Annotated in this window: 23 protein-coding genes and 4 tRNA genes; 1 reads left to right on the top strand and 26 read right to left on the bottom strand. The window is 36.1% G+C overall.

Annotated elements, in window-relative coordinates; all coding sequences use genetic code 11:
• Positions 1-51: 51 nt before the first annotated feature.
• The 10 genes from nusG to AC07N0_RS03705 form a co-directional block, all read right to left on the bottom strand.
• The gene (gene nusG, locus AC07N0_RS03660; protein WP_184129484.1) at positions 52-603 is read right to left on the bottom strand and encodes a transcription termination/antitermination protein NusG; all 552 of its coding nucleotides are present in this window, start codon (positions 601-603) and stop codon (positions 52-54) included.
• 100 nt (positions 604-703) lie between these two features.
• Complete coding sequence (gene secE / locus AC07N0_RS03665; RefSeq protein ID WP_309915010.1) at positions 704-889, bottom strand: preprotein translocase subunit SecE; 186 nt, start codon at positions 887-889, stop codon at positions 704-706.
• 160 nt (positions 890-1049) lie between these two features.
• A tRNA-Trp gene (locus AC07N0_RS03670) sits at positions 1050-1120 on the bottom strand.
• A 121-nt stretch (positions 1121-1241) separates the two neighbouring features.
• The gene (tuf, locus tag AC07N0_RS03675) at positions 1242-2429 is read right to left on the bottom strand and encodes an elongation factor Tu (protein ID WP_323248964.1); all 1188 of its coding nucleotides are present in this window, start codon (positions 2427-2429) and stop codon (positions 1242-1244) included.
• Positions 2430-2589: 160 nt separating this feature from the next.
• Positions 2590-2661: transfer RNA gene (locus AC07N0_RS03680), tRNA-Thr, on the bottom strand.
• Between the two features lie 113 nt (positions 2662-2774).
• Positions 2775-2847: transfer RNA gene (locus AC07N0_RS03685), tRNA-Gly, on the bottom strand.
• 72 nt (positions 2848-2919) lie between these two features.
• Positions 2920-3002 (bottom strand) — tRNA-Tyr (locus AC07N0_RS03690).
• A gap of 227 nt (positions 3003-3229) precedes the next feature.
• Positions 3230-4438, bottom strand: a complete 1209-nt coding sequence (locus AC07N0_RS03695; protein WP_492800877.1) for an outer membrane beta-barrel protein — start codon at positions 4436-4438, stop codon at positions 3230-3232.
• 159 nt (positions 4439-4597) lie between these two features.
• Entirely contained in the window at positions 4598-5395 is a 798-nt protein-coding gene (locus tag AC07N0_RS03700) for a hypothetical protein (protein ID WP_494588164.1), read from the bottom strand.
• Positions 5396-5421: 26 nt separating this feature from the next.
• Positions 5422-5970 (bottom strand): RNA polymerase sigma factor, encoded by a 549-nt coding sequence (locus AC07N0_RS03705; protein ID WP_407654651.1) that lies wholly within the window; start codon positions 5968-5970, stop codon positions 5422-5424.
• Positions 5971-6175: 205 nt separating this feature from the next.
• Between AC07N0_RS03705 and murI the strand changes: the two genes are divergently transcribed.
• Positions 6176-6982, top strand: coding sequence for a glutamate racemase (gene murI, locus AC07N0_RS03710; RefSeq protein WP_492800879.1), 807 nt, complete (start codon positions 6176-6178; stop codon positions 6980-6982).
• Positions 6983-7019: 37 nt separating this feature from the next.
• Here the strand turns inward: murI and AC07N0_RS03715 are convergent, their stop codons facing one another.
• The 16 genes from AC07N0_RS03715 to AC07N0_RS03790 all read right to left on the bottom strand — a co-directional run bounded on the left by AC07N0_RS03715 (position 7020) and on the right by AC07N0_RS03790 (position 24200).
• Entirely contained in the window at positions 7020-7289 is a 270-nt protein-coding gene (locus AC07N0_RS03715) for a hypothetical protein (protein ID WP_494588165.1), read from the bottom strand.
• A 21-nt stretch (positions 7290-7310) separates the two neighbouring features.
• Positions 7311-7847 carry a DUF420 domain-containing protein gene (locus AC07N0_RS03720; RefSeq protein WP_494588166.1) on the bottom strand — a complete coding sequence of 179 codons (537 nt, stop codon included), beginning with the start codon at positions 7845-7847 and terminating at the stop codon, positions 7311-7313.
• A gap of 25 nt (positions 7848-7872) precedes the next feature.
• On the bottom strand, positions 7873-8598 hold the full coding sequence (locus AC07N0_RS03725) for an SCO family protein (protein ID WP_494588167.1): 726 nt from the start codon (positions 8596-8598) through the stop codon (positions 7873-7875).
• A 101-nt stretch (positions 8599-8699) separates the two neighbouring features.
• Positions 8700-9017, bottom strand: a complete 318-nt coding sequence (locus AC07N0_RS03730) for a cytochrome C oxidase subunit IV family protein (RefSeq protein ID WP_492800883.1) — start codon at positions 9015-9017, stop codon at positions 8700-8702.
• Between the two features lie 27 nt (positions 9018-9044).
• The gene (locus AC07N0_RS03735; protein WP_492800884.1) at positions 9045-9803 is read right to left on the bottom strand and encodes a cytochrome c oxidase subunit 3; all 759 of its coding nucleotides are present in this window, start codon (positions 9801-9803) and stop codon (positions 9045-9047) included.
• A gap of 53 nt (positions 9804-9856) precedes the next feature.
• Entirely contained in the window at positions 9857-10450 is a 594-nt protein-coding gene (locus AC07N0_RS03740; RefSeq protein WP_492800885.1) for a cytochrome c oxidase subunit 3, read from the bottom strand.
• Between the two features lie 30 nt (positions 10451-10480).
• Positions 10481-11368, bottom strand: a complete 888-nt coding sequence (cyoE, locus tag AC07N0_RS03745; RefSeq protein ID WP_323248944.1) for a heme o synthase — start codon at positions 11366-11368, stop codon at positions 10481-10483.
• Between the two features lie 38 nt (positions 11369-11406).
• Positions 11407-12390, bottom strand: coding sequence for a COX15/CtaA family protein (locus tag AC07N0_RS03750; RefSeq protein WP_494588168.1), 984 nt, complete (start codon positions 12388-12390; stop codon positions 11407-11409).
• A 151-nt stretch (positions 12391-12541) separates the two neighbouring features.
• Positions 12542-14425, bottom strand: coding sequence for a cytochrome c oxidase subunit I (locus AC07N0_RS03755; RefSeq protein WP_492800887.1), 1884 nt, complete (start codon positions 14423-14425; stop codon positions 12542-12544).
• Between the two features lie 35 nt (positions 14426-14460).
• The gene (locus AC07N0_RS03760; RefSeq protein ID WP_492800888.1) at positions 14461-15567 is read right to left on the bottom strand and encodes a cytochrome c oxidase subunit II; all 1107 of its coding nucleotides are present in this window, start codon (positions 15565-15567) and stop codon (positions 14461-14463) included.
• Positions 15568-15658: 91 nt separating this feature from the next.
• Positions 15659-16990, bottom strand: a complete 1332-nt coding sequence (locus AC07N0_RS03765; protein WP_492800889.1) for a quinol:cytochrome C oxidoreductase — start codon at positions 16988-16990, stop codon at positions 15659-15661.
• Between the two features lie 79 nt (positions 16991-17069).
• On the bottom strand, positions 17070-17687 hold the full coding sequence (locus AC07N0_RS03770) for a c-type cytochrome (RefSeq protein WP_492800890.1): 618 nt from the start codon (positions 17685-17687) through the stop codon (positions 17070-17072).
• A gap of 56 nt (positions 17688-17743) precedes the next feature.
• Positions 17744-18268: a DUF3341 domain-containing protein gene (locus AC07N0_RS03775; protein WP_492800891.1), complete on the bottom strand. Its 525-nt coding sequence runs from the start codon at positions 18266-18268 to the stop codon at positions 17744-17746.
• A 59-nt stretch (positions 18269-18327) separates the two neighbouring features.
• Positions 18328-19737 (bottom strand): NrfD/PsrC family molybdoenzyme membrane anchor subunit, encoded by a 1410-nt coding sequence (gene nrfD, locus AC07N0_RS03780; protein ID WP_492800892.1) that lies wholly within the window; start codon positions 19735-19737, stop codon positions 18328-18330.
• A 105-nt stretch (positions 19738-19842) separates the two neighbouring features.
• Positions 19843-22923 (bottom strand): TAT-variant-translocated molybdopterin oxidoreductase, encoded by a 3081-nt coding sequence (locus AC07N0_RS03785; protein WP_494588169.1) that lies wholly within the window; start codon positions 22921-22923, stop codon positions 19843-19845.
• A 71-nt stretch (positions 22924-22994) separates the two neighbouring features.
• Positions 22995-24200 (bottom strand): cytochrome c3 family protein, encoded by a 1206-nt coding sequence (locus AC07N0_RS03790; RefSeq protein ID WP_494588170.1) that lies wholly within the window; start codon positions 24198-24200, stop codon positions 22995-22997.
• Positions 24201-24262 lie beyond the last annotated feature (62 nt).

Raw genomic sequence — 24262 nt, forward strand, 5'->3', positions numbered from 1 at the left:
AAGAGGAATATCTACGATAGATATTCCTCTTTTTGTTTAAGCTGAATTTGATTATTTTTCTACTTGAGAATAGTTCAATTCAACTGGAGTATTACGGCCAAATATTTTAACCATAACATTCAATTTTTTCTTATCGTCAAAGATTTCTTCTACTGAGCCTTCGAATCCTGAGAATGGTCCATCGATAACTTTAATAGTTTCGCCTTTAGAGAACGACGTTGGTGCTAATTCTTCAACAGCCACAGCCTCATCCATTTTACCTAAAATACGTTTTATTTCGCCAGCACGCAATGGAATAGGTGTTTTTGATGTCTTACCATCATTCCAGCTTAAAAAGCCAATAACACCCGGCATTGATGTAATTAAGTGGGCTACTTCACCATATTTAATATCTGCTTCAACAAAAATATATCCAGCAAACAAAGTTTTCTCGCGTACGGTTTTTTTACCGTTACGCATTTCAAATATTTTCTCTGTTGGAATAATTATCTGTGGAATATAATCCTGAAGACTTTGTCTCGCAATTTCATTTTCGAGATAAGTCCTTATTTTCTTTTCTTGCCCTGAAACTGCCCTCAGAACGTACCAATTAGTCTCTGCCATTGTATGAGTATAAATTTCGGTTTGCCATGATAGATTTTGAATTGATGTAACATCTCAACAGATTTATCGCTAAATCCGCATTCCGAAACTTCAATTAAAATTATTGATAGAAATACTCTAATCCAGACTTGAAAAGAAAGTCAATCATACCAACCACCAATGCAAAAATTAAAGATGCCACTAATACAAGTGTTGAACTTGCCTGTAATTCTGAAAATTTAGGCCATGTTACATTTTCTGTAACTTCTGTCCAAGACTCTTTAACAAGTTGTTGTAATTTGTTCATGGTTTCTATTGTTCGTAATTAAGCTAATAATTTATGTTATTTATAAGGCAAAAATATGGTGCTTATAAACTTTTAAGTTCCAATATTTTAGGCTTTAAATTTAGTACATTTTAAACAATGTAAGTAAAATTAAAATCTAAAACTTGGAACTTAAACTAAGCACGGGAACAAGGATTCGAACCCTGATCAAGGGTGTTGGAGACCCGCATTCTACCATTGAACTATTCCCGTGTAAATCGACTGCAAAGATAGTTGTTTATCCTAAACTTGCAAAAAAAATACTGACAAATTTATTCTAAAAAAAGAGAGCGTTACATATTTGCAACGCTCTCAATCTATTTTTAGCTAAAAATTAGTCTAAAATTTCAGTTACCTGACCAGCACCTACTGTACGTCCACCCTCACGGATAGCGAAACGAAGACCTTTGTCCATCGCTACTTTGTTCAATAAAGTTACTGAGATAGTTAAGTTATCACCAGGCATACACATTTCTACTCCTTCTGGCAACATGATTTCTCCTGTTACGTCAGTTGTACGGAAATAGAACTGTGGACGATATTTGTTAAAGAAAGGAGTGTGACGACCACCTTCTTCTTTAGACAAGATATAAACCTCAGCTTTGAATTTAGTGTGAGGCTTCACAGAACCTGGCTTACAAATAACCATACCACGACGGATAGATTCTTTGTCAATACCACGTAATAATAAACCTACGTTATCACCAGCTTCACCACGGTCAAGGATTTTACGGAACATCTCAACACCAGTTACAACTGATTTCAAGCCTTCAGCACCCATACCTAAGATATCTACTGCTTCACCTGAGTTGATGATACCAGTTTCGATACGACCAGTAGCAACAGTACCACGACCTGTGATCGAGAATACGTCTTCAACTGGCATCAAGAAAGGCTTATCAACATCACGCTTAGGAAGTGGAATCCAGCTATCAACAGCATCCATTAATGCATCGATAGTAGCAACCCATTTCGGCTCGCCATTCAAACCACCTAAAGCAGAACCTTGGATTACTGGAATGTTATCTCCATCAAATTCATAGAATGATAACAATTCACGGATTTCCATTTCTACTAATTCTAACAATTCTGGATCGTCAACCATATCCACTTTGTTCATGAATACAACCAATTGAGGTACACCTACTTGGCGAGACAACAAGATGTGTTCACGAGTTTGTGGCATTGGACCGTCAGTTGCAGCAACTACGATGATAGCACCATCCATTTGAGCAGCACCAGTTACCATGTTTTTCACGTAATCGGCGTGACCTGGACAGTCAACGTGTGCATAGTGACGGTTAGCTGTTGAATATTCTACGTGAGCAGTATTGATAGTGATACCACGCTCTTTTTCTTCAGGAGCCGAGTCAATTGATGAGAAATCTTTTTTCTCAGCAAGTCCTTTTTCTGACAACACTTTCGTGATTGCAGCAGTCAATGTAGTTTTACCGTGGTCAACGTGACCGATTGTACCAATGTTTACGTGGGGCTTACTACGGTCAAAATTCTCTTTTGCCATGATATTTAGTTCTTAATTAGTTTTATTTAAATAATTGTTTGATACTTTTTACATTTGAAAACTTGAGGATTTGAATATTTGAAAACATTTTAACTTATTCTGTAAAAACAACAAAATAACTTTCAAATCTTCAAATTAAAACAATCTTCAAATTGATTCGAGCCTTTGAGCAGAATCGGACTGCCGACCTCTTCCTTACCAAGGAAGTGCTCTACCACTGAGCTACAAAGGCATTTTCGGAAACCCAACCCTTAGAAATTATAAGAGGTTAATTGTTAATCGTTTTTAGCTAAACTAATAACTATTAACTAATTAACAACTAACCACTTACTATTGTTCCATCTGAGCGGGAGACGGGGCTCGAACCCGCCACCTATAGCTTGGAAGGCTATCGCTCTACCAAATGAGCTACTCCCGCTTACTCTTAATAGTGAAGATGATTGAGTATTGAATTTTAAACGTTTATTTAAATATTCACTCATTCAAATCGTGGGGGCGGATGGATTCGAACCACCGAAGGAATACTCCAGCAGAGTTACAGTCTGCCCCATTTGGCCACTCTGGTACACCCCCATTTTCTCTACTTTTGAACTGCTTACGTTTAGCGTTCTGGTGAAAGAGTGTGCAAAGGTAAGTTTATTTTTTATTTTGTCAAACGTTAAATAAAAAAAATTTCACTTTTTTTTCACAAAAAAATCTAATTCATTGATAATTCGACAGTTACAAAATTGGCATTTATTGAATATTTTTGATTTAAAATATTCAATAAATGCCAAGCTCAATGAATTATAATCTTTAACTTATAGTCTTATTCCGAAACTTACTCCACTTATGCCAGGACCTCTGCCATCTTGATACAATTTGTTTAAATCATAGTTTACAAACAAATCAGGGAAATTTTTCAATCCTAATTCAAAAGCCAAACCATAACGAAGATTATTCAAATAAAAGCTACTATGGTTCCATTGCTTAGCTCCGCTATCTTCTTCTTTCGTTTTTGTATAGCTATCTATTCTATAACCCACATATCCACCAGCAGCAATGTAAGTAACTACGCTATTCTTTCTGAAAGCCACATAGGGCATTATCGGAATGTTGATATTAGCAACCGTTAGTTTATTTCTTGAAAGTGGAATCACATTACCAGCAGCATCTTTATAGTTGGCAAACTCTACGTTGTTCGCTCCTTTTACTAAGTAATTATTGTTTTCGAACATATAGTTGTTCCATGATACTTCAAGACCATAGCTTATCTTCAAAGCCGCTTTTGTGCCTTTACTAATCATACCGCTTCTTGTCCAGCCAAAGCCAAAGTATCTTGAACCGAACGGACTTAATTCAAAGTCTTTCGAGTTATATATTCCCGAGACACTTCCAGTATTAGCAAAGCTATTGAAGCCAAAATAAATATTAAATCCTGAGCGACTACTAAAGCCTTGTTCTCTCCTACTAACTTTGGCCGTGTCTTTCAATATTACTTTTACTTCATCATTACCATCTTTCACTACTACGCCGTTCCAACTAACATGAACTTCTTCATTGCCATCTTTTACATGTACTCCACCCAATCCAATTTTTACATTAGAACCACTATTACCATTGGATACGTTTCTATTGGATGATTGGCTCGAGCTAGTATTGCTATTTCTTACAGTATCATCTGTTTTACCATTAATCGCCACATTGATACTCTTATTGTTTTGTACAATTACCAATACCGTATCTTTGCTCAATTCGCTATTCACTACTCTACGAATTCCTTTCCACGTTTCATCGTCAAGGTTCATCCCGTTCTTTTGAAACAACTCCTGTAAATCTTCTTTTAAAGACCTGTTCGGATTTTTACTATTTAATAATGTTTGATTACGCTTATCGATATTTATTACGGTTGAATCCTTTTCGTTCGAGTTAGCCAAACTTTTAAAACTTGTTATCGAGATAACAAAAAATGATACGATTATTGAAAAAGTAATTTTGCTCATCACTCTCTTCATTTGGTACGTTTCCATGGCGATTTTATTTATTGTTTAGGTTTTTTAGAGATTTCTTTCCCCTTAATTCTATCCCCCGCATGCCTTGGTTTTGAATTAAATTAGTAGTTATTCTAAAAATTTGTTGTTTGTATTTAAGATGCAATTGCATCAATTCGGGTTGCATCAATTATTTTTTTATTTTTCTGTTTCTTCTCCTTTTGTCAGTGCATTTTCTATTTTAGCATCTGCTCTGGCCAACAGCTTTTGGGGCTTAAATCCAACTTCTTTCCAATCTACATTCTCACCATTTTTAGCTCTTTTCAACTGTTGCCAGATTCTATTAAACTTGCTAGGTTTTCTATTAGCACTTTCGTCCAATGGCGTAGCTTCCGCAACCGCTTCAGCTTGTGTTTCTATCAGGTTCAACACTATTGTTTCTTTCTCAGCTTCTTTACTCACTTTAGGCGTATTATCTACTACTAAAACAATTGTGCTAGGCGCTATCTCAGGTTTTGGTATTTGTATCGGTGCTATGTTTTTAACCAATACTGGCTCATCCTTAGGGCTAATTAAATTTTTCTCAGCACTTGTCTTACTTGTTTTAATTGCCTTTTCTGTACTAATATCTGTCACTATTTTTGTTCGAGACTTTTCTGTAGCATTACTTGCTATTGAAATATTATCGTGAGCAATTGGTGAGGCTATATTTTTTGCTGTTTCACCCGTTTTCTTTTCAGTTGAAATTGTTTTTGTTGGGTTAGAAGCCATCTTGATAGCATCCAAATCTTTCGGTGCATTCATCCAATAAATGCCCGAAGCTAACAATAATGCTACCGAAGCAGCCGACGCATACCGCCACCACAAGGGTATCAGTTTGCTTTCTTGTTTATCTAACTTTGCTTGTAGTTTTTCCCATGCAACAGTACGTGGCTGACGCTCGTATTGCTGTAGTCGTTCGGCGAAAAACTTATCGATATTTTCTTGACTTTTCATATAATTTTCGATTAATCAAAATCGAGTTAAATCGTTTGAACTACTGCATTTTGTAAAATTACTCTTGCTCTTGATAGTTGCGACTTTGAAGTACTTTCCGTAATTCCCAATTGTTCCGCAATTTCTGCATGAGAATACCCCTCTATCGCATACAAATTAAATACTGTTTTATAGCCTGTTGGCAACTTCTCAATCAACTTTAGTAAATCTTTTGTTTCAAGGTCTGTTCTAAATTGTTCTGGTTCGGGTTCGTAAAGAATTTGGTCATAACTTACTTCAAATTGGGCTTTTTTATTACTTCTCAGATACATCAATGATTCGTTCACCATTATTCGTCGTATCCATCCTTCAAAGCTTCCCTCCAATTTAAAACTATTAATTTTATCAAATACTTTCACAAAACCTTCAATCATTATTTCTTCCGCCTCAAACTCATCATGTACATACCTAAAGCATATCCCCAACATCTTTGGGGAATACTTCTCGTACACTCTTCGTTGGGCCTTTGGGTCGCCTTTTTGACAAGCTTTCACTAATGCCTCTTCAGTTTGAAATAAAGTAATCAGTTTCACGATATAAGGTTCTGGTTTAGCTTTTTTATAAATCTGCGGTTCAGAGCAATTTGTTTACTTAATTACTTTCAAGATGAAATATACTAATGAAAGGTTGCATGATAAATATTGAATATTCAAATTTGTAAACAATAATTGATTTTCTTTGCCAGATATTATTCATAAGTAGCTTATAGCCCACATTTTTTTTATTTTTAATCTTTTTCCTATGAATTCTTCTGCTGCGATAGGCATTTTTGATAGCGGTATTGGTGGTTTGACGGTGGCTCATGCCGTAACCAAGTTACTTCCTAACGAAAATATTATTTACTTCGGCGACACAGCACATTTACCTTATGGCGATAAATCTGCGGCGGCCATTCAGGCTTATTCTATCAAAATCTGTAATGTTTTATTGCAGCAAAAATGTAAAATCATTTTAATTGCCTGCAATTCAGCTTCAGCCGCTGCTTATGAACTTGTAAAAGAATATGTTGGTAGCAAGGCTAAGGTAATGAATGTAATTGACCCCGTCGTTAATTATTTATCAGAAAATTATGCTGGAAAAACGATTGGCTTGATTGGCACTAAACAAACGGTTAATTCTAATATTTATAGAAAAAAAACTGATGCCCTAGAAAAAGATATTATGCTAAAATCATTGGCTACGCCTTTGCTAGCCCCTATGATTGAAGAAGGTTTTTTTAACAACAATATTTCTGAAAGTATTATTCAGGAATACCTAAAAAATGAAGAATTAGCTGATATCGAAGCCTTAATTTTGGGTTGTACGCACTATCCTTTAATCAAAAAACAGATTGAACACTATTATAAAGATTCTGTAACTGTGCTCGATACCTCTGAAATCGTTGCTAAATCTGTTGAAGAGTTTTTATCTACCAACCATGCTTTAAATGGCTTAAACGCATACATCAAACATTTTTATGTTTCAGATTATACACAATCATTTGAAACATCCACTAAAATATTTTTTGGTGAGCAAATCCGTTTAGAATATTATCCTCTTTGGGAATAAAAAATGGTTTCAGAATGTATTCTGAAACCATTTTTTGCTAACTAAAAGCTTTTCTTAATCGTTGTCTCAAAATAGTTTGAGGCGACATATTCTTCTTTGAGCTCTTCCACCATAAATAACCGACTACTGCTACTAATAAATACGGAGCTACAAGCAAGTATAAAATAGCAAAGTTTAAGTTGGATGCTATTTGGCTTCTACCATTTGAAACGGTACTTTCTACGGTCATTCTGCACATAGCACATTGTGCCAAACTCATTGATACCGAAACCAACAATATAACTGAAGTTAAAACGAATTTTTTCATAAGTTTTTTCTGTAATAACGATTACTTGTAATACGGTGAAATCATTAGGTAAACTATCACACCTGTTACTGAAACATATAGCCACATCGGAAAGGTAAATTTCACAATCTTTCTATGCAATTCAATCTGATTGCTCAAAGCATAATACATTGCTCTAAGAACAAACCATACCACGCTAATAGATAAACCAATATGCGAAAGTAAAAAGAAATAATATACAGGTCTAATAAACCCTTCGCCTCCAAAAGATGTAGAAGGATTAGATATATGATATAAAATATATAAAATCAAAAACAAAGAACCTTGTATAAACGACAAAGTCATCATTTTTCGATGCCATTTTATATTGTTATTTTTAATAAAAATATAGCCAATAATTAATGTAACTGATGTGGTTGTATTAAGTATACCAATCAAATGTGGTAATATTTTTGTCCATTCACCTAAATTAATTTTTGTTCTTACACCAATAAGCAGTGCAACTGCTACGGGAATAGCAATTGACAAAATACTAACTAGCTTCTCATTCTTTTCGTTTTTTTCTACCACTAAACTCATTGTATTATAGATTTTCTAATTCAACTCAGCTATTTGTTTCGTATATTTTTAATAGTACTCTCATTTCTAAAATCAGGCGATCTACATCTTTCTTATCAGTACCATCATAGAACCCTCTTATATGCCCTTCTTTATCTACTAATATTAACTTTTCAGAATGAATAAATGTTTCATCAGGACTTTTGATGGCTTTATCGTATTCTGAAGCATCTGCTACTGGAATAAAATAACCTTTGACAGCCAACGGATATATCACTTTTCTTTCACCTGTCAAAAAATGCCATTTCCCCTTGATAGCATCATATTCTTGGGCATATTTTTTTAACTTTTCTGGTTCATCATGTGCAGGGTCAACTGAAATCGAAACAAAATTCACTTCCTCATTTTGTGAAAATGTATCTTGTACTCTAGTAAGTTGCGTTGACATTTTAGGGCAAATAGAAGTACATCTAGTAAAGAAAAAATCTGCTACATATATTTTTCCTTTTAGGCTTTCGCTTGAAAAAGCTGTTCCATTTTCATCTATCAATTGCCAAGTAGGTATCGTATGAAAAACGGTATCCATTTCTGGCTGATTCCAACGTGGGTTCGGATTCTTCTTCAACATCACATTTCCTGTGGTAGAATCCGTAAGAGGAATCATATAGGGTAATTCATAATGGTTTTCCCCAAAACCTTTTAAATATAAAAAAATTAAAGCTGGAACAACTAACGCAGTGATTAGGATTCCAGCTTTCATAGACTTTTGCATGATTGTTTTCTTTAATCATTCTCAATGTTTAGGGTTGAGTCAACCTAAAACATAAGTGGATAACCACTTTTTCAAGCGATTATCCACCATAATTTGTTATATCAATAAAGGTGACCACCTTCGTAAATCAACGCTGTTAATAACCACGCTACAAATACTACGGGTATTAAAATCGCCCAGATAAGGGTTTTTACTTCATGCTTTAAGTGCATAAATTCACCTACAATGTAAAATGCTTTAACAATTGTCATTCCAGCAAAGATAGCAACTCTTAAATGGTTAGCTGGCATTGTAAATGCAATTACGAACTCAATTGCTGTTAGGATTAAAAGAATCCAAAATGTTTTCCAGATTGCCGCCGTTTGTGGAGGTGGTATTACTTTTTCATCTGTATGAGATGAATGAACATGTGATGCCATTATATTATTAGATTAACAGTTATCGAATTATACCAGATAGAAGAATGTAAATACAAACACCCAAACTAAATCTACAAAGTGCCAGTAAAGACCTACTTTTTCTACCATTTCGTAATGTCCGCGACGTTCGTATAAACCTGTTGCCGTATTAAAGAAAATCAAAATATTTAAAATAACACCTGAAAATACGTGTGTTCCGTGGAATCCAGTAATAAAGAAAAATAAATCTGCGAATGCAGGAGGACCATAAGGGTTACGTGTTAGATTAGCGCCTTCGATAGGGTTTCCTAAAGCATCTTTAGCCGCTAAAGCTAAGTCAGCAGGGCCATGGATAAAGTGCGTCCATTCCCAAGCTTGAGAACCTAAGAAAGTAAAACCACCAAGGATTGTCCAAAGCATCCATTTCTCAACATCAGCACGGTCGCCACGGTGACCAGCTTCTACTGCTAATACCATTGTAACAGAACTAAAAATCAAAATAAATGTCATGATTCCCACAAATATTAACGGAGCTTCAACACCATGTAAAAATGGAACTGCTTCGAAAACTTTGTCTGGGATTGGCCAGTGCGTAGTAGAAAAGAAGAACTTTTCATGTGCACCAGTGTATGCTTGCTGACTAAAGCGAATCATACCATAAGTTACCAATAGGGCTGAGAAAGTGAACGTATCTGAAAGTAAGAAAAACCACATCATTAGTTTTCCGTAACTAGCTTTCAAAGGTTCTGAACCACCCGACCATGTCAATTTTTCAGGAACGGCAGTAGCAGCGTGTAATGCAGACATCTTTTATAATTTGGGGTTTATTAATTATTTAAAAGTTCGCTAATTTAAACAGATTAACGATTAAAATACAAGAAAAAGAATAAATACAACCATAGGATATCCAAAAAGTGCCAATAAGTAGCACATAATTGGATTCTAGTAAGGTTTTTTGATTCAGCAGTAAACTTGAATGATGAAATCAAAGATACTAGTAATACTATTAAGCCAGAAAATACGTGTAAGCCGTGTAAGCCTACTAAAACATATATCCATGAAGACGCTACATCGCTTCCAGCAAAATATAATTGACCCTTAATTAAATCAGAGAAACCAATTACTTGGGTTACTAAAAACGTCAACCCGAACACAAAAGTAATAGAAATTGCTGTTTTGAGTGTACTGAATTTATTTTTTTTTGCAGCACTTACTGCTAAAATCATTGAAATACTACTTACAAACAAAATAATAGTTGAATACCAAAAGATTTGGGGCAACTCAAACTCGTGCCATCTTCCTTCTGCTTTTCTTACTAAATAACCTGATGTCCAACCTGCAAACATCATCGTTATTGAGACTATCGCTAACCAAAGCATAAACTTCTTTGGGTTCATCGAGAGCGTTTCTTCTGGCTCTCCTAGCTTTATATTGGCTAAATGTTCTTGTGTCATTATTTATTAAATGTCAATTCTAAATCAAAATTATACCTTGTCCATCAAAAAAGCTATCTGCACAATTGGCAAATATATAAATGAGCCAAACATCATCATCAACGCGGCTTTATCTGTTGGTTTAGACATCAAATAGAATGTCTGAGATAAAAACAATACACCACATAATACGGCTACCATCGCAGAGTTAATGCCCGTCATGTGCAAAAGATAAGGAACAAATCCACAAGGCACTAAAAAGATGGTGTACATCATCATGGTTAAGGCCGTTCTTAAGTCTTTATGCCCGTTATTAGGCAACATCTTAAAGCCTGCTCGTTGGTAATCTTCATCAGCTACCCAAGCAATAGCCCAGAAATGTGGAAACTGCCAAAAAAACTGAATGGCAAATAAAATACCTGGCTCTAAGCCAAAATGGTTGGTAGCTGCAACCCAACCAATCATCGGAGGAAAAGCTCCTGGAAAAGCGCCTACAAATACTGAAATTGGCCCTACTCTTTTCAAAGGAGTATAAACAAAACCATACAATAAAAAGCTTAATAAGCCCAGTAAGCCTGCTTTGTAATTAAATTCTATAAATAGAATATAGCATGAAATAATGAGCAAAACGATACAAAACACAGTAGCTTCATTTACCGACAGTCTTCCTGTGGGCAAAGGTCTATTTTGTGTTCTTTTCATCAGCTTATCCAGTTCTTTTTCTTTAATCTGGTTGACAATATTGGCAGAACCAGTAATAAAAAAGCCTCCTAAGCTAATCGCTATTACTTTTTGCCAATCAATATGGTCAACAGCTAAAGAATATCCAAAGGCACCCGAAAAGGCTACTAAAGCCGACAATCTAAATTTTAATAACTCGTAATAAGCTTTTACTTTTAAAGCTATTCCTATTGGAATATTTTCTTCTTTTGAGATCATTTTACTAGCATGAATATCAAATATTCATTTTAATATAATTAATTCTTTACTACGCTTAGTTCAGTTCTTGCTTTGAAAACACGTTCTGAATTTGTTAACAAGTAAATGATAAATTGAATACCTAAAGACAATATGGCAAGCGTGAGGTGAATAGGCTGGATATAAGCTGGTACACCAAAATAAGCCATAATAACACCCGACAGCACTTCAATAATAACGATAACCAATAATGTTATCATGAATTTATAAATCAGTCCTTCTGTATGAATGTTTTTCTTTAACACAACAATTAAATACACATGCAACGCCAGAATAACCAATGAATAGGAGCGGTGAATCATAAAGGGTAAGCCCATTTGCTCAATCCATGTGTTTCTATCATAACCAAACAAAGGATTAGCAATTACTTTATCTATTGCCTCTCTTACTTGTGTTCCTAATAATACTTGAGAGGTTGAAACAACCAACGTTAAAATCAACAGACGATTTAAGGTTGATTTGTTTTCAATTTTCTCTACTTTAATCACCTCAGACCACGCTCTGGCAATGGCATACAACAATACAAATACTACTAAAACTGCCAATAACATGTGCAAAGTTACTACACCGGGCTTTAAAAATGAATCAACTACGTATTTTCCTAATGCACCGTTCGCTCCTATCAAAACAACTCCTAAAAATGACAAATATACAATTACTCTATCTTTCTTGAAATAATAATAAATTGATGCTATAAATGCTGCAAATACTACTATCCCTGTAAATGCTCCGACTAATCTATTCGCATATTCAATCCACGTTTTTGTTGCATTAAATTCTACTTCTCCATGCAATTTTGCGGCGTAAATCTCTTGATAGTTAGGGGGTAATTGGCTTACGTCTGTTGGTGGTACTAACATTCCAAAACATTTTGGCCAATCAGGACAACCCATTCCCGAACCAGTACTTCTCACAATTCCACCTGCCAACACTAACAGATAAATAGTAATGATGGTTAATATCCCTAATTTTCTAAAAAGCATTATTAGAATATTTATGACATTGATAAAACAAATTCATTCAACAGGCTTATTGTTTCAATTGAATGAATCTTCTAAAAAGAAAAATTGAGAATATGTTAATCTAAGGCTACCTAAATTAACACATTCTCAATCTTTAGAGGTTTTTTACATCTTAGTGACTGTAAGATGAATTTTGAATATCTAATAAATCTTCAATATCCTTTTCTTGTGCAATTTCTTCATTTTCCTCTGGTAAGTTAGATTCAGGTGTTGCTGAATATGGAACGTTCTGAGGGATGAAATCTACTGCTGAACCTGGCTTGCTATAGTCGTAAGGCCAACGATATACTGCTGGAATCTCACCTTCCCAGTTACCATGTCCAGGAACAACTGGAGTAGTCCACTCTAAAGTTGTTGAATTCCAAGGGTTCTGAGGAGCTGTTTTTCCTTTGAAGATAGAATATACAAAGTTGATTACAAATATCACTTGTGCTGTAAATGTCAAGATAGCAGCAATTGAGATAAACATGTTCATATCAACAAAAGCTTCCATTCTACCATTTCCTAATGCAGTAAATGAGTAATAACGACGTGGGAAACCCGCTAAACCTACATAGTGCATTGGGAAGAATACGCAATAAACACCGATGAAAGTTGCCCAGAAGTGAGCATATCCCATGTTTTTGTTCATCATTTTTCCGAACATTTTAGGGAACCAGTGATAAACACCTGCCATCAATCCGAAGAATGATGCCGCACCCATTACTAAGTGGAAGTGAGCAACTACAAAGTAAGTATCGTGTAAGTTGATATCTAAAGCAGCGTTACCAAGAATGATACCTGTTAAACCACCTGAGATAAACAATGATACTAGACCAATAGAGAACAACATCGCTGGCGTAAAGATAATATTACCTCTCCAAAGTGTTGTGATATAGTTAAATGCTTTTACTGCCGAAGGTACTGCAATAATCAATGTTAGGAACATAAATACTGAGCCTAAGAATGGATTCATACCTGTTACGAACATGTGGTGAGCCCATACAATAAATGCAAGCATTGTAATACCCATCATTGAACCAATCATCGCACGGTAACCAAAGATTGGCTTACGAGAGTTAGTAGCAATAATTTCAGATGTGATACCTAAAGCTGGAAGTAATACGATATATACTTCAGGGTGACCTAAGAACCAGAATAAATGTTGGTATAAAATAGCCGAACCACCTACGTTTGGCAAAGCTTCACCACCGATATAGATTTCTGACAAATAGAATGATGTACCAAAGCTACGATCGAAAATCAATAATAACGCTGCTGATAATAATACAGGGAAAGATAAAAGACCTAAGATAGCTGTAAAGAAGAACGCCCAGATAGTCAAAGGTAATTTAGTAAATGACATTCCACGTGTACGAAGGTTGATAACAGTACAAATATAGTTAATACCGCCCATTAACTGAGAAACGATAAAGAATGTCATACTTGTCAACCATAATGTCATCCCTAATCCAGAACCAGGCATTGCTTGTGGTAATGCACTTAGTGGTGGATAAATTACCCAACCGCCCGATGCAGGACCTGTTTCAGTAAACAATGAAGCAAACATGATAATTGACGCTAAGAAGAAGAACCAATATGATAACATATTGATAAAGCCCGAAGCCATATCTCTTGCTCCAATTTGAAGAGGAATCAAAAAGTTGGAGAATGTACCTGATAAACCTGCTGTTAATACAAAGAATACCATGATGGTTCCGTGCATTGTTACAAGTGCTAAATAGAATTCTTTTTCTAATTTTCCATCTACAATCCACTGACCTAACACTGGCTTTAACCAAGTTAAATCCATATTAGGGAAACCTAATTGTAAACGAAAGATGATTGACATAGCACCACCAAAGAAAGCCCAGATAATACCTGAAATTAAGTACTGCTTAGCAATCGTTTTGTGATCCTCTGAAAAAATATATTTTTGAACAAAGCCTACCTCGTGATGCTCATGTTCATGCTCGTGTGCATGAGCGTCTGTAGCGTTTAGTGTCTCAGTTGCCATAATTAATGAAAATTTATTCTTTTTGAATAAGTAGTTTAACGTAAAGATGCCGTTCCAGCTGTGGCTGTTTCTGTAGCTGTAGTACTGTCTGTTTCAGCAGCAGGAGCTTCAATGTATTTTTGAGCTTTTGCTTTGAATTTTTCAGGTACTTTAGCTAAATAATCAGGATTTTGTGTTAAAAATGGTTTTTGTTGTTTACACCAAGCAGCATAATCAGCTGGCTCATCCACAAAAACTGTAATCGACATCCCAAAGTGACCACTTCCACAAATTTCAGTACAGTTTAACTTATAGTTGAAATCAGGATTTCCTGTTTTATAACGCATCTCTTCTGTAGAAATCGTTGGAACAAACCAGAATTTTGTAGGCATCCCTGGCACTGCATCCATTTTAACTCTTTGATATGGTAAATACACTGAGTGCAATACGTCTTGAGCTTTGATTTTCAATAATACTGGAACGCCTTTAGGAATGTGCATTTCATTGGCAGTAAAATCATCAAATGATTTCTCATCTGTAAAGTCAATACCAACACTATTTGTATTATCAATCAATTTGAAATTGTTATTTCCTAATCTGTTATCATCATTACCTGCATATCTAACATACCATCCAAATTGGTGACCTGTCACTTCAATCACAACAGCATTATCTGGTGCTTGTGAAGTAATGTCTCTCCAAGTTCTCCAGCCTGTAAATACTAGCACAGCCATTACGATAGCTGGAATTACAGTCCAAATAAGTTCAAGTTTATGGTTAACAGGATAGAAAGTAGCAATCTTTCCTTTTTCGTAACGATAGATAAATGGGAAGATGAATAAAAGTGCATTCGTAACAAAGAATGCGAAAGTAATTACTCCCATTGAAATCCAAAACATACTATCTGTTTTCACACCATGTTCTGATGCTGCAACTGGTAAAAAGTCTGGTCTTGCGTGGAAAAACGACCATGCAGCACCAATAGAACCTAAAACCAAGAATATAATGAACCCAATTGCATTTAGATTGTTAGCGCCATCAACTGGTACATCAGAGTCTATCTCTTCTCCTTTGATACCTTTTGATAAAGCCATACTCTTGCTGACAATCATAATTGCCAAAATCAAGAATATTACTGACAAAAGTCCTATTAAATACGTCATGTTCGTAAACAAATTTTAATTATAAATTCTTAATAAAATGTTTATCAAAAATGTTTTCTGTGATAAAACATTTTTTCTTAAATCAAAAAAATTAAATATCGTGGTGAAGAGCTTCTTCCAAGAATGGGTGGTTTTTAGCAATCAAAGATGCTTTTGTCAATTCATTTGATACAATATAAATGAATGCAGAAGCAAAGATTGTAACCATTCCAAATTCTACTAGTCCAAATCCACCGTGTGGGCCAAGTACGCCTGGCATAATCATTTGATAGAAATCTAAATAATGACCTACCAAGATGAAGCAACAACAGATTTTCAAGAAAACAGCTGTTCTTTTAGCATCACGCGTCATCATTACTAAGAATGGGAAGAAGAAGTTGAATACTACGTTCAAAATTTCTGTAGCCTTATAAAGCTTGTCGTGTCCTTCCCAACGTTCTAAGAAATAGATAGTTTCTTCAGGGAAGTTAGCATAGTAAATCAATAAGAATTGCTCGAACCAAACGTAAGTCCAGAAGATAGAGAACGCAAACATGAATTTACCCAAATCGTGTAAATGGTTAAAGTTCACATATTGCATATAACCTTTGTCTTTCAATAACAATACTGTTAAAGTAATGGTAGCTAAACCAGTAACGTGCCATGAAGAGAACATATACCAACCAAACATCGTTGAGAACCAGTGAGTATCGATAGACATAACCCAGTCCCAAGCAGACATTGAGCTTGAAATTCCCATTACTACGATAAATCCAGTAGCAATTTTTACCATATCGTAAAAATTATTAGTACCACCGTTTAAATCTTCATCAATAGATTTTTTACGCATCCAACTCCAAAGAACTAACCAAAGCACAAAGAATACAACCATTCTTCCTAAAAAGAACCCAAAATTCAAATATCCTGATTTACCAGCGATAATTTTATCGTAGTGTTCACTTGCAGGGTCTGTAATTCCATGGTGCATCCAGTGGAAAATAACATCTCCTTTAAAAAGGAATGTTAAAATTAAAACTGGTCCTGTTACCATCAAGAAGCGTGGAAATGCCTCAGGTACTCTTTTTAATACTGATGACCACCCTGCTTTAGCAAGGTATTGAATTGAAACGAAGAACATACCGATTACAGCAATACCTGTAAAATATACTCCGTTCAACCAAAGGTTTGCCCAGATACGGTTAGTCCAATCGTAATCACCATGATGAGAAACTGCTCCGCCAGAAAGGTGTTCTCCGTGCTCAGCACCATGTTCAGCAGCTGCTTGAACTACTTCGTGCCCTTCACCACGTGATAACAAATAAATTCCAACTAGTAGAGCTACAACTCCAGCCACAAAAGCATAAATGATTCTCTTGCGACCCTCCGCCGTGAACTCAAAATATTCTTCGACGTTAGCTGGGGAAAAATGTGAATGTCCCGCCATTATACTATAAAGTTTGTAAGTTTGATTTTATACTTTTAAAGAGTTTACCCTGAAACTCCGAAATGTTTTTTAGCAAATACTATTGCTTTTGTAATTCATGAACATACAATACAATTTTCCAACGGTCAGCAGAAGAAATCTGTGAACCATGAGCCCACATTCTACCTTTTCCATGTGTGATTGTATGATAGATATGTCCGTCGTTTACATCTTTCAAAGCATCAGATGAATATACAGGTACCCCTGCATACTTTTTACCTACAAGGCCATCACCTTTTCCAGCCTCGCCATGACAGTGCTGACAGAATCTTTCATATTGCTCTTTACCAGCTTCAATGTTTTTTTCTGTAGGGGCAAAAGGGTTTGATAATAAAGCCTCAGAAGAAGCCATATCTCCAGATTTGATATTACGAGCAATCAAATCCATCTGAAGTAATTTAGCATTCACAGAATCGCTTTGTGATTTACCATAATTACTACGAGGTACAGTTCCTTTTACAGGCAAACGCATATTCATTCCGTATGGGTTGATATGGTTTGTATCTCCTTCAGACTGTGACATTGGCTCGTATCCTACTGAATGATACATATTCGGAGCAAACTCAGTCCCTGGATCGTTATGTTTGTCTTTACAAGCAGTTAGTGATAATGCGATGACCCCACTTACTAAAAGACTTTTTGTTTTGTTAGTAAACATAATTTTAGAAATATTTTTTTCGTCAATCACTTAAAAATCATTTCAAGTGACATAAACTAAAATTGCTTAACGTTCACTTCGATTGCACCAGTTGCTTTCAAAATTGATTCGATTTCTGCTTCTGACTTTTTATTATTTGCCATATTAACAGTCAGAATAAATCTATCATCTGTGCTTCTTAAATCGAAAGTTCTTGGTTTTTTCCCTGGCCATAAGCTGTTTGATACTAAAAAAGTACCAACCATACCGAAGGCAGTAAACAATACAGTACCCTCAAATGAAACTGGAATCCAGTCTGGCAAAGCAAAGAAGTCTTTACCACCAATAATCATTGGCCAGTCGAAAACCATTGTATAGTTTATCAAAGAGAATATACATGTTAATCCTAAACAGCCAAACAAAAAGGCTGCTATTGGAATACGAGTACGAGGGTGACCAATTGCAACGTCTAATCCGTGAACTGGGAATGGAGTATAAACTTCTTCAATCTTGACACCGCTTTGCTTTACTGTGCTTACAGCATGTAAGACCTCATCGTCATCATCATATACCCCTACTAAATATCTTTCTGTTGAATCCATTGTTTGAATCGTTATTCTGTTATTGTGATTTGTACTTTAGTAAAATGAGTAACTAATTACTAATGAACATTTTCTTTAGATTTTTCTCCGTCTGGTTTCTTCTTGAAAGGATAGTTAGTAGAAACACCTTTCATTACTGACTTAACCTCGAACATATTAATTACTGGCAAGAATTTCGCGAATAAGAAGAACAACGTAAAGAATAAACCGAATGAGAAAATATAATCACCAATATCATACATCGTTGGCGAGAACATAGCCCAAGAAGAAGGAATGTAGTCACGATGTAATGAAGAAACGATAATTACAAAACGCTCAAACCACATACCGATATTCACAACAACTGATAAGATGAATGACGCAAGAATGCTTGTACGTAGTTTTTTGAACCAGAAAAATTGTGGAGAAAACACGTTACAACTCATCATCATCCAATATGCCCACCAGTAAGGACCAGTAGCACGGTTAACGAAACAGTAACTTTCATACTCTACGCCTGAATACCAAGCAATAAAGAATTCTGTTAAATATGCAATACCTACAATTGAACCTGTTACAGTAATGATGATGTTCATCATTTCAATGTGCTCAATCGTAATATAGTCTTCTAATTTAAATACTACACGAGTAATCAACAATAGAGACTGTACCATGGCAAACCCTGAGAAGATAGCACCCGCAACGAAGTAAGGAGGGAAAATGGTAGTGTGCCATCCCGGAATTACTGATGTTGCAAAGTCCATTGATACAATCGTGTGTACTGAAAGTACAAGTGGAGTAGAGATACCTGCTAAAATCAAAGAAACGTATTCATAACGTGCCCAAGTTTTTGCTGAACCATTCCAGCCCAAACTGAACAAACCGTACCAGAATTTTGAAGCTTTAGTTTGCGCTCTGTCACGGATAGTAGCCAAGTCAGGTACAAGCCCTAAATACCAGAATACTAATGATACAGAAAGGTAAGTTGAGATAGCGAAAACGTCCCAAACTAATGGAGAGTTGAAGTTTACCCAAAGAGAACCAAATGTATTTGGTAATGGTAATGCCCAGTGAAATAACCAAGGACGTCCCATGTGAGCCAAGATAAATGATGCAGCACAAAGTACGGCAAAGATTGTCATTGCTTCCGCAGCACGGTTAATAGATGTTCTCCATTTCTGACGGAATAGTAGTAATACAGCAGAAATCAACGTACCAGCGTGACCAATACCTACCCACCATACGAAGTTGGTAATATCCCATGCCCAGCCTACTGTTTTGTTTAAGCCCCAAACTCCAATTCCTTGCCACCATGTCCAGAATAGACAATAAGCACCGTAAGCAAAAACTACGAGAGATACTCCAAAAGCAATTTTCCATTCTTTTGTTGGAGCCCCTTCTACTTGCTTACAAATATCATTTGTAACGTCGTGATAAGATTTACCGCCTGAAACGAGGGTTTCTCTTATGGGTGATACTACGTGCGACATATTTTAATATTTGATAGTTTTAATTTCAATGATGGATCAAAAAAAATGATTGAAGAGTAAAATCTATTCGTAAAATTACTCTTCAATGTATCATTCTCTACAATATTATGCGTGTTCTTTGTGTTCAGCCTTAGCCTCTTCTTTTTTAACTACTTCTTCCTTGTTACGGATTTTCACTAAATAAGAAATACTTGGCTTAACATTAATTTCTTCGATTACACCAAATGCACGGCCTTTGTGTTCTACTGCTAATAATTTCGAGATTTCAGATGTTTCATCATTCATATCTCCAAAAGTAATGGCATTAGTAGGACAAGACTGAGAACAAGCAGTTTGGATTTCTCCATCTTTTGGTCTTCTCTTTTCTTTCTTCGCTTCTAATTTACCAGCTTGGATACGTTGAACACACATTGAGCATTTTTCCATAACCCCACGTGAACGAACTGTTACGTCTGGGTTAATCACCATACGACCTAAATCGTTGTTGAAGTGGAAATCGTACTCGTCTGTTTGGTAGTAACGGAACCAGTTGAAACGACGAACTTTATATGGACAGTTGTTAGCACAGTAACGTGTACCAATACAACGGTTATAAGTCATTTGGTTAAGTCCTTCTGTAGAGTGAGTAGTTGCCAATACTGGACAAACTGTTTCACAAGGAGCATTATTACAGTGTTGACATAACATTGGTTGGAATACAACTTCTGGATTTTCAGAAGCATATTCTAATCCTTTTACATCTTCCACATCAGCATCAGAAGAATAATAACGGTCAATACGCATCCAGTGCATTTCACGACGGTTAATTACTTCTTCACGACCAACTACTGCAATGTTATTTTCTGCATTACATGAAATCACACAAGCTGAACAACCAGTACAAGTGTTCAAGTCAATGACCATCCCCCATGCGTGGTTATTATACTTATGTCCATTCCATAACGTAATGTCCATGGCTGTTTTCTTACCTTCAGCTGTTGAAATTTCTGGTTTGAAACGTCCAGCTTCAACATTCTTTTTATAAGCACCTAAAACTGTTTCTTGTACTACAGCCTCACGAGCCATTACTGTATTGTGAGTTTGGGTACGAGCAATTTTAGCAGTTTTACCAGTAGGTTTTACTTGTACATCACCTGTATTGAAATAAGCAATGTTTCCGTTAACCACTGATGTTAATGGATAAGCGTTAACACCAACACCATCCGCTGACTTACCAGCTTTAGTACGGCCATAACCAATTGCAATCGCTACAGTATTGTTTGCCTGACCAGGTTGAACGATGAATGGAAGAATAACTGATTTACCATTTACCAATACTTCAACTTCAAGCGTATCTAATTCAACTTCTTGTTCTAAGGCTAATTGTTTAGCTGTTGCTAAAGATACTGTTGCATAATTACCCCAACATGCTTTAGATACTGGCTCAGGACATTCTTGAATCCAAGGATTGTTTGCCTGTGAACCAGAACCCATGATTACTTTTTCATAAACAGCCAATTCCATTTTGTCAGAAGTAGCTTTGTAGTTCTTAGCCACTAAAGCCGCAGCTTCTGCAATATTTACAACTGGTGTTGCAGCCGATACAGGAGAACCTATTTCGTAAACACCATCATGTAATACTTTAGACCAAGCCACTTTTCCACCTAACGTACCTAACCAGTTATTTTCAAGGTAAGTAGCATAGTCACCGTTTGAACCAGCCCAGATTAAGAAGCTAGATTGTGCCTGACGCGTCTTGAAAATTGTTGAGATAGTAGGTTGAGTGAATGAGAAGTAACCTTTTTTAGGTTCTGAATCATTCCAAGACTCTAAGTAGTGAGAGTCAGGAGTGTTATATTTACAAAGCGAACCTGTTTCGTCTGCTCTGTCATTTGTTGAAATCGTTAATCCAATTTTTGGTAATGCTTCAGCTAATTCAGCTCCACGAGGGTGGTTATATACTGGGTTAGCATTGTAGAAAATTACCGCAGCAATTTGACCAGCTTTAGCTTCAGAAATAAATGAATTCATTGCTGCATCAGAACCTGAACGGTAGCTTACTGGTGAACCAGCATCAATTGTTACGCCATAAGAGCCTAATAAGCTGTTAATAGCTACTACAATTGATTGAACCGCAGGGTCATTAGAACCTGACACTACCAATGAAGCACCTTTTGTTGCTACTAAATCAGCAGCAGCTTTATCAAGATGATCAATTTTTACAGCTGAAGTAGCAATCGTTGCAGCACCCAATTTAGATGCTACTGCATTATAAAGAGACGCTACTACTAAACCTTCTTGTGATGGTTTGTACGTTGCACGATAGTCAGCGTTAGCACCAGTCATCGACATAATCGTTTCGAACTGATAATGACGAGACATTTCTTTGTTACCACCTTCAGCAGAGCTTACTCTACGAGTTTTAGCCCATTGTTCTGAGAACTCATCACCTGATAACCAAGTACCTAAGAAATCAGCACCAAGAGAAACGATCGTTTTTGCTTTACTGAAATCAAAACTTGGAGCCGTACCACCGTTCGCTTGTACTAAACCAGCTAATGAGTTAGCATCGTAAGTAACTAATTGGGTAGTAGGATATTTTGCAATAAATTCAGCAATTACTTTCTTAGTAGTTGGCGATAAAATTGTATTTGATACAATTCTAATCTGACCACCTTTAGCGGCTACTTTAGTAAGCTCAGCTATAATTTCTTTATCTGCTACTTTCCAGTCTGCACCAGCACCTGCTATTAAAGCTCCTTTTAATTTCTCGTTATCATAAAGGCTCAACACAGAAGCATGAATACGAGCAGAAATACCTTTTGTAAGAGATGACTGTGGGTTTACTTCAATTTTGATAGGACGACCTTCACGTGTTTTTACTAAAACAGAAGCATAGTCACCTCCATCAGTAAAAGTAGATGCATACCAGTTGGCAATAGTAGGTTCTACATCCTCAGGTTTGTTCAAATAAGGAATAGTTTTTTTCACTGGCGCTTCACAAGCTGCCAAAGTAACTGCTGATACTCCAAAACCAAGTACTTTTAAAAAGTCACGGCGATTGGTATTTGTACCATCAATAATAGCTTTTCCTTTTTCATCTGTTGTAGGGGCATCTCCAAATTCACGATGAGCATATTTTACAAAATCTGCTTCATTAGTCAATTCCTCAATCCCTCTCCAATATCGTTTTGTATTATTTTCCATATATGTAATATGTATAACGAAATATCTTGATTATAAACTTAAAATGTCAGTCAATGAATAAATCACTATGATTAATAATGACATTTAGAACACTCTAAACCTCCGATGTTCTGAACTTTCAAAGGCTCTTTGTTAGTTTTATTATGTAATTCTACTAGCTTGTCGTAGTAAGCGTTGTCTTTTGTATTTACTTCTGTCTTTCTATGACAGTCGATACACCAACCCATTGTCAATGATGAACGTTGTTCTACCACTTCCATTTTGTTGATTTCACCATGACAGCTCTTACATTCTAAACCACCAACATTTGTATGTTGAGAGTGGTTGAAGTATGCTAAATCTGGCAAGTTGTGAACTCTAACCCATTGGATAGGCTCGTCGTTTTCTAAAGAACGATAGATTTTCTGAATTTCAGGAGACTCACGTTTGATAGTGTTGTGGCAATTCATACAAATGTTTGCAGAAGGAATGTTTGCACCTTTTCCTTTATAAACACCTGTGTGACAGTAGTTACAGTTAATTTCGTACTGACCAGCATGCAATTTGTGAGAGAATTGAATAGGTTGTTCTGGAGCATACCCTTGGTGGATACCTACGCCATAAGCAGTATCAATAGTTGCTTTACCAATCAAAAGAGTGATTAACAAGGCAGCACCTGTTTTGAACGCACTGTTACCTGCTAACTTTTTTCCATTTTCAGCAATTTTCTGGAATAAAGGTACATTTTTAGCTACATCAGAATCAGGATCAATTGTTGCTAATTTTGTCAGCGAAGAAACTACTGATAGTAATGCTACTAACACAAGAATCATTACGCCTAACAATGCTACAAGGATGTATTCCATCATACCACCATTTGAAGAACCTTCTGCCGCTGGTGCGCCTGCTGCTGGAGTTGCACCTGCTACTGGAGCCGCTGGAGCCGCTTGAGCATCAATGTAAGCAATCACACTCTTGATTTGATCTTCTGAATACCCAGGATAAGGAGTCATCTGAGCTTGGTTGAACTTCTTATAAAGTTCGTTAGCATATTTATCGCCAGAAGCAATAACTGCCTGAGGGTTGTGTACCCATTTTACAATCCAGTCCAGAGGTCTTCTATCGCTAATTCCTTTCAAGCCCGGACCTACTAAGGTCTCATCGCTTGTGTTGTGACAAGCAGCACAGTTGTTTTTGAAAATTTGTTCACCCTCGGCGACGTCTTGTGCGTTAACATTCACAGTTGCGGCGAAGAAGCCTAAAACTGCCGTTAGTGCAACAATTTTCAAGCGTTTCATGGTTATCATAATCGTTTTATAACAGAACATTTATATAAAAGTACAAGATTTAATTCAATTTC

This window comes from Arcicella sp. GW821-FHT09D11 (assembly GCF_059416265.1).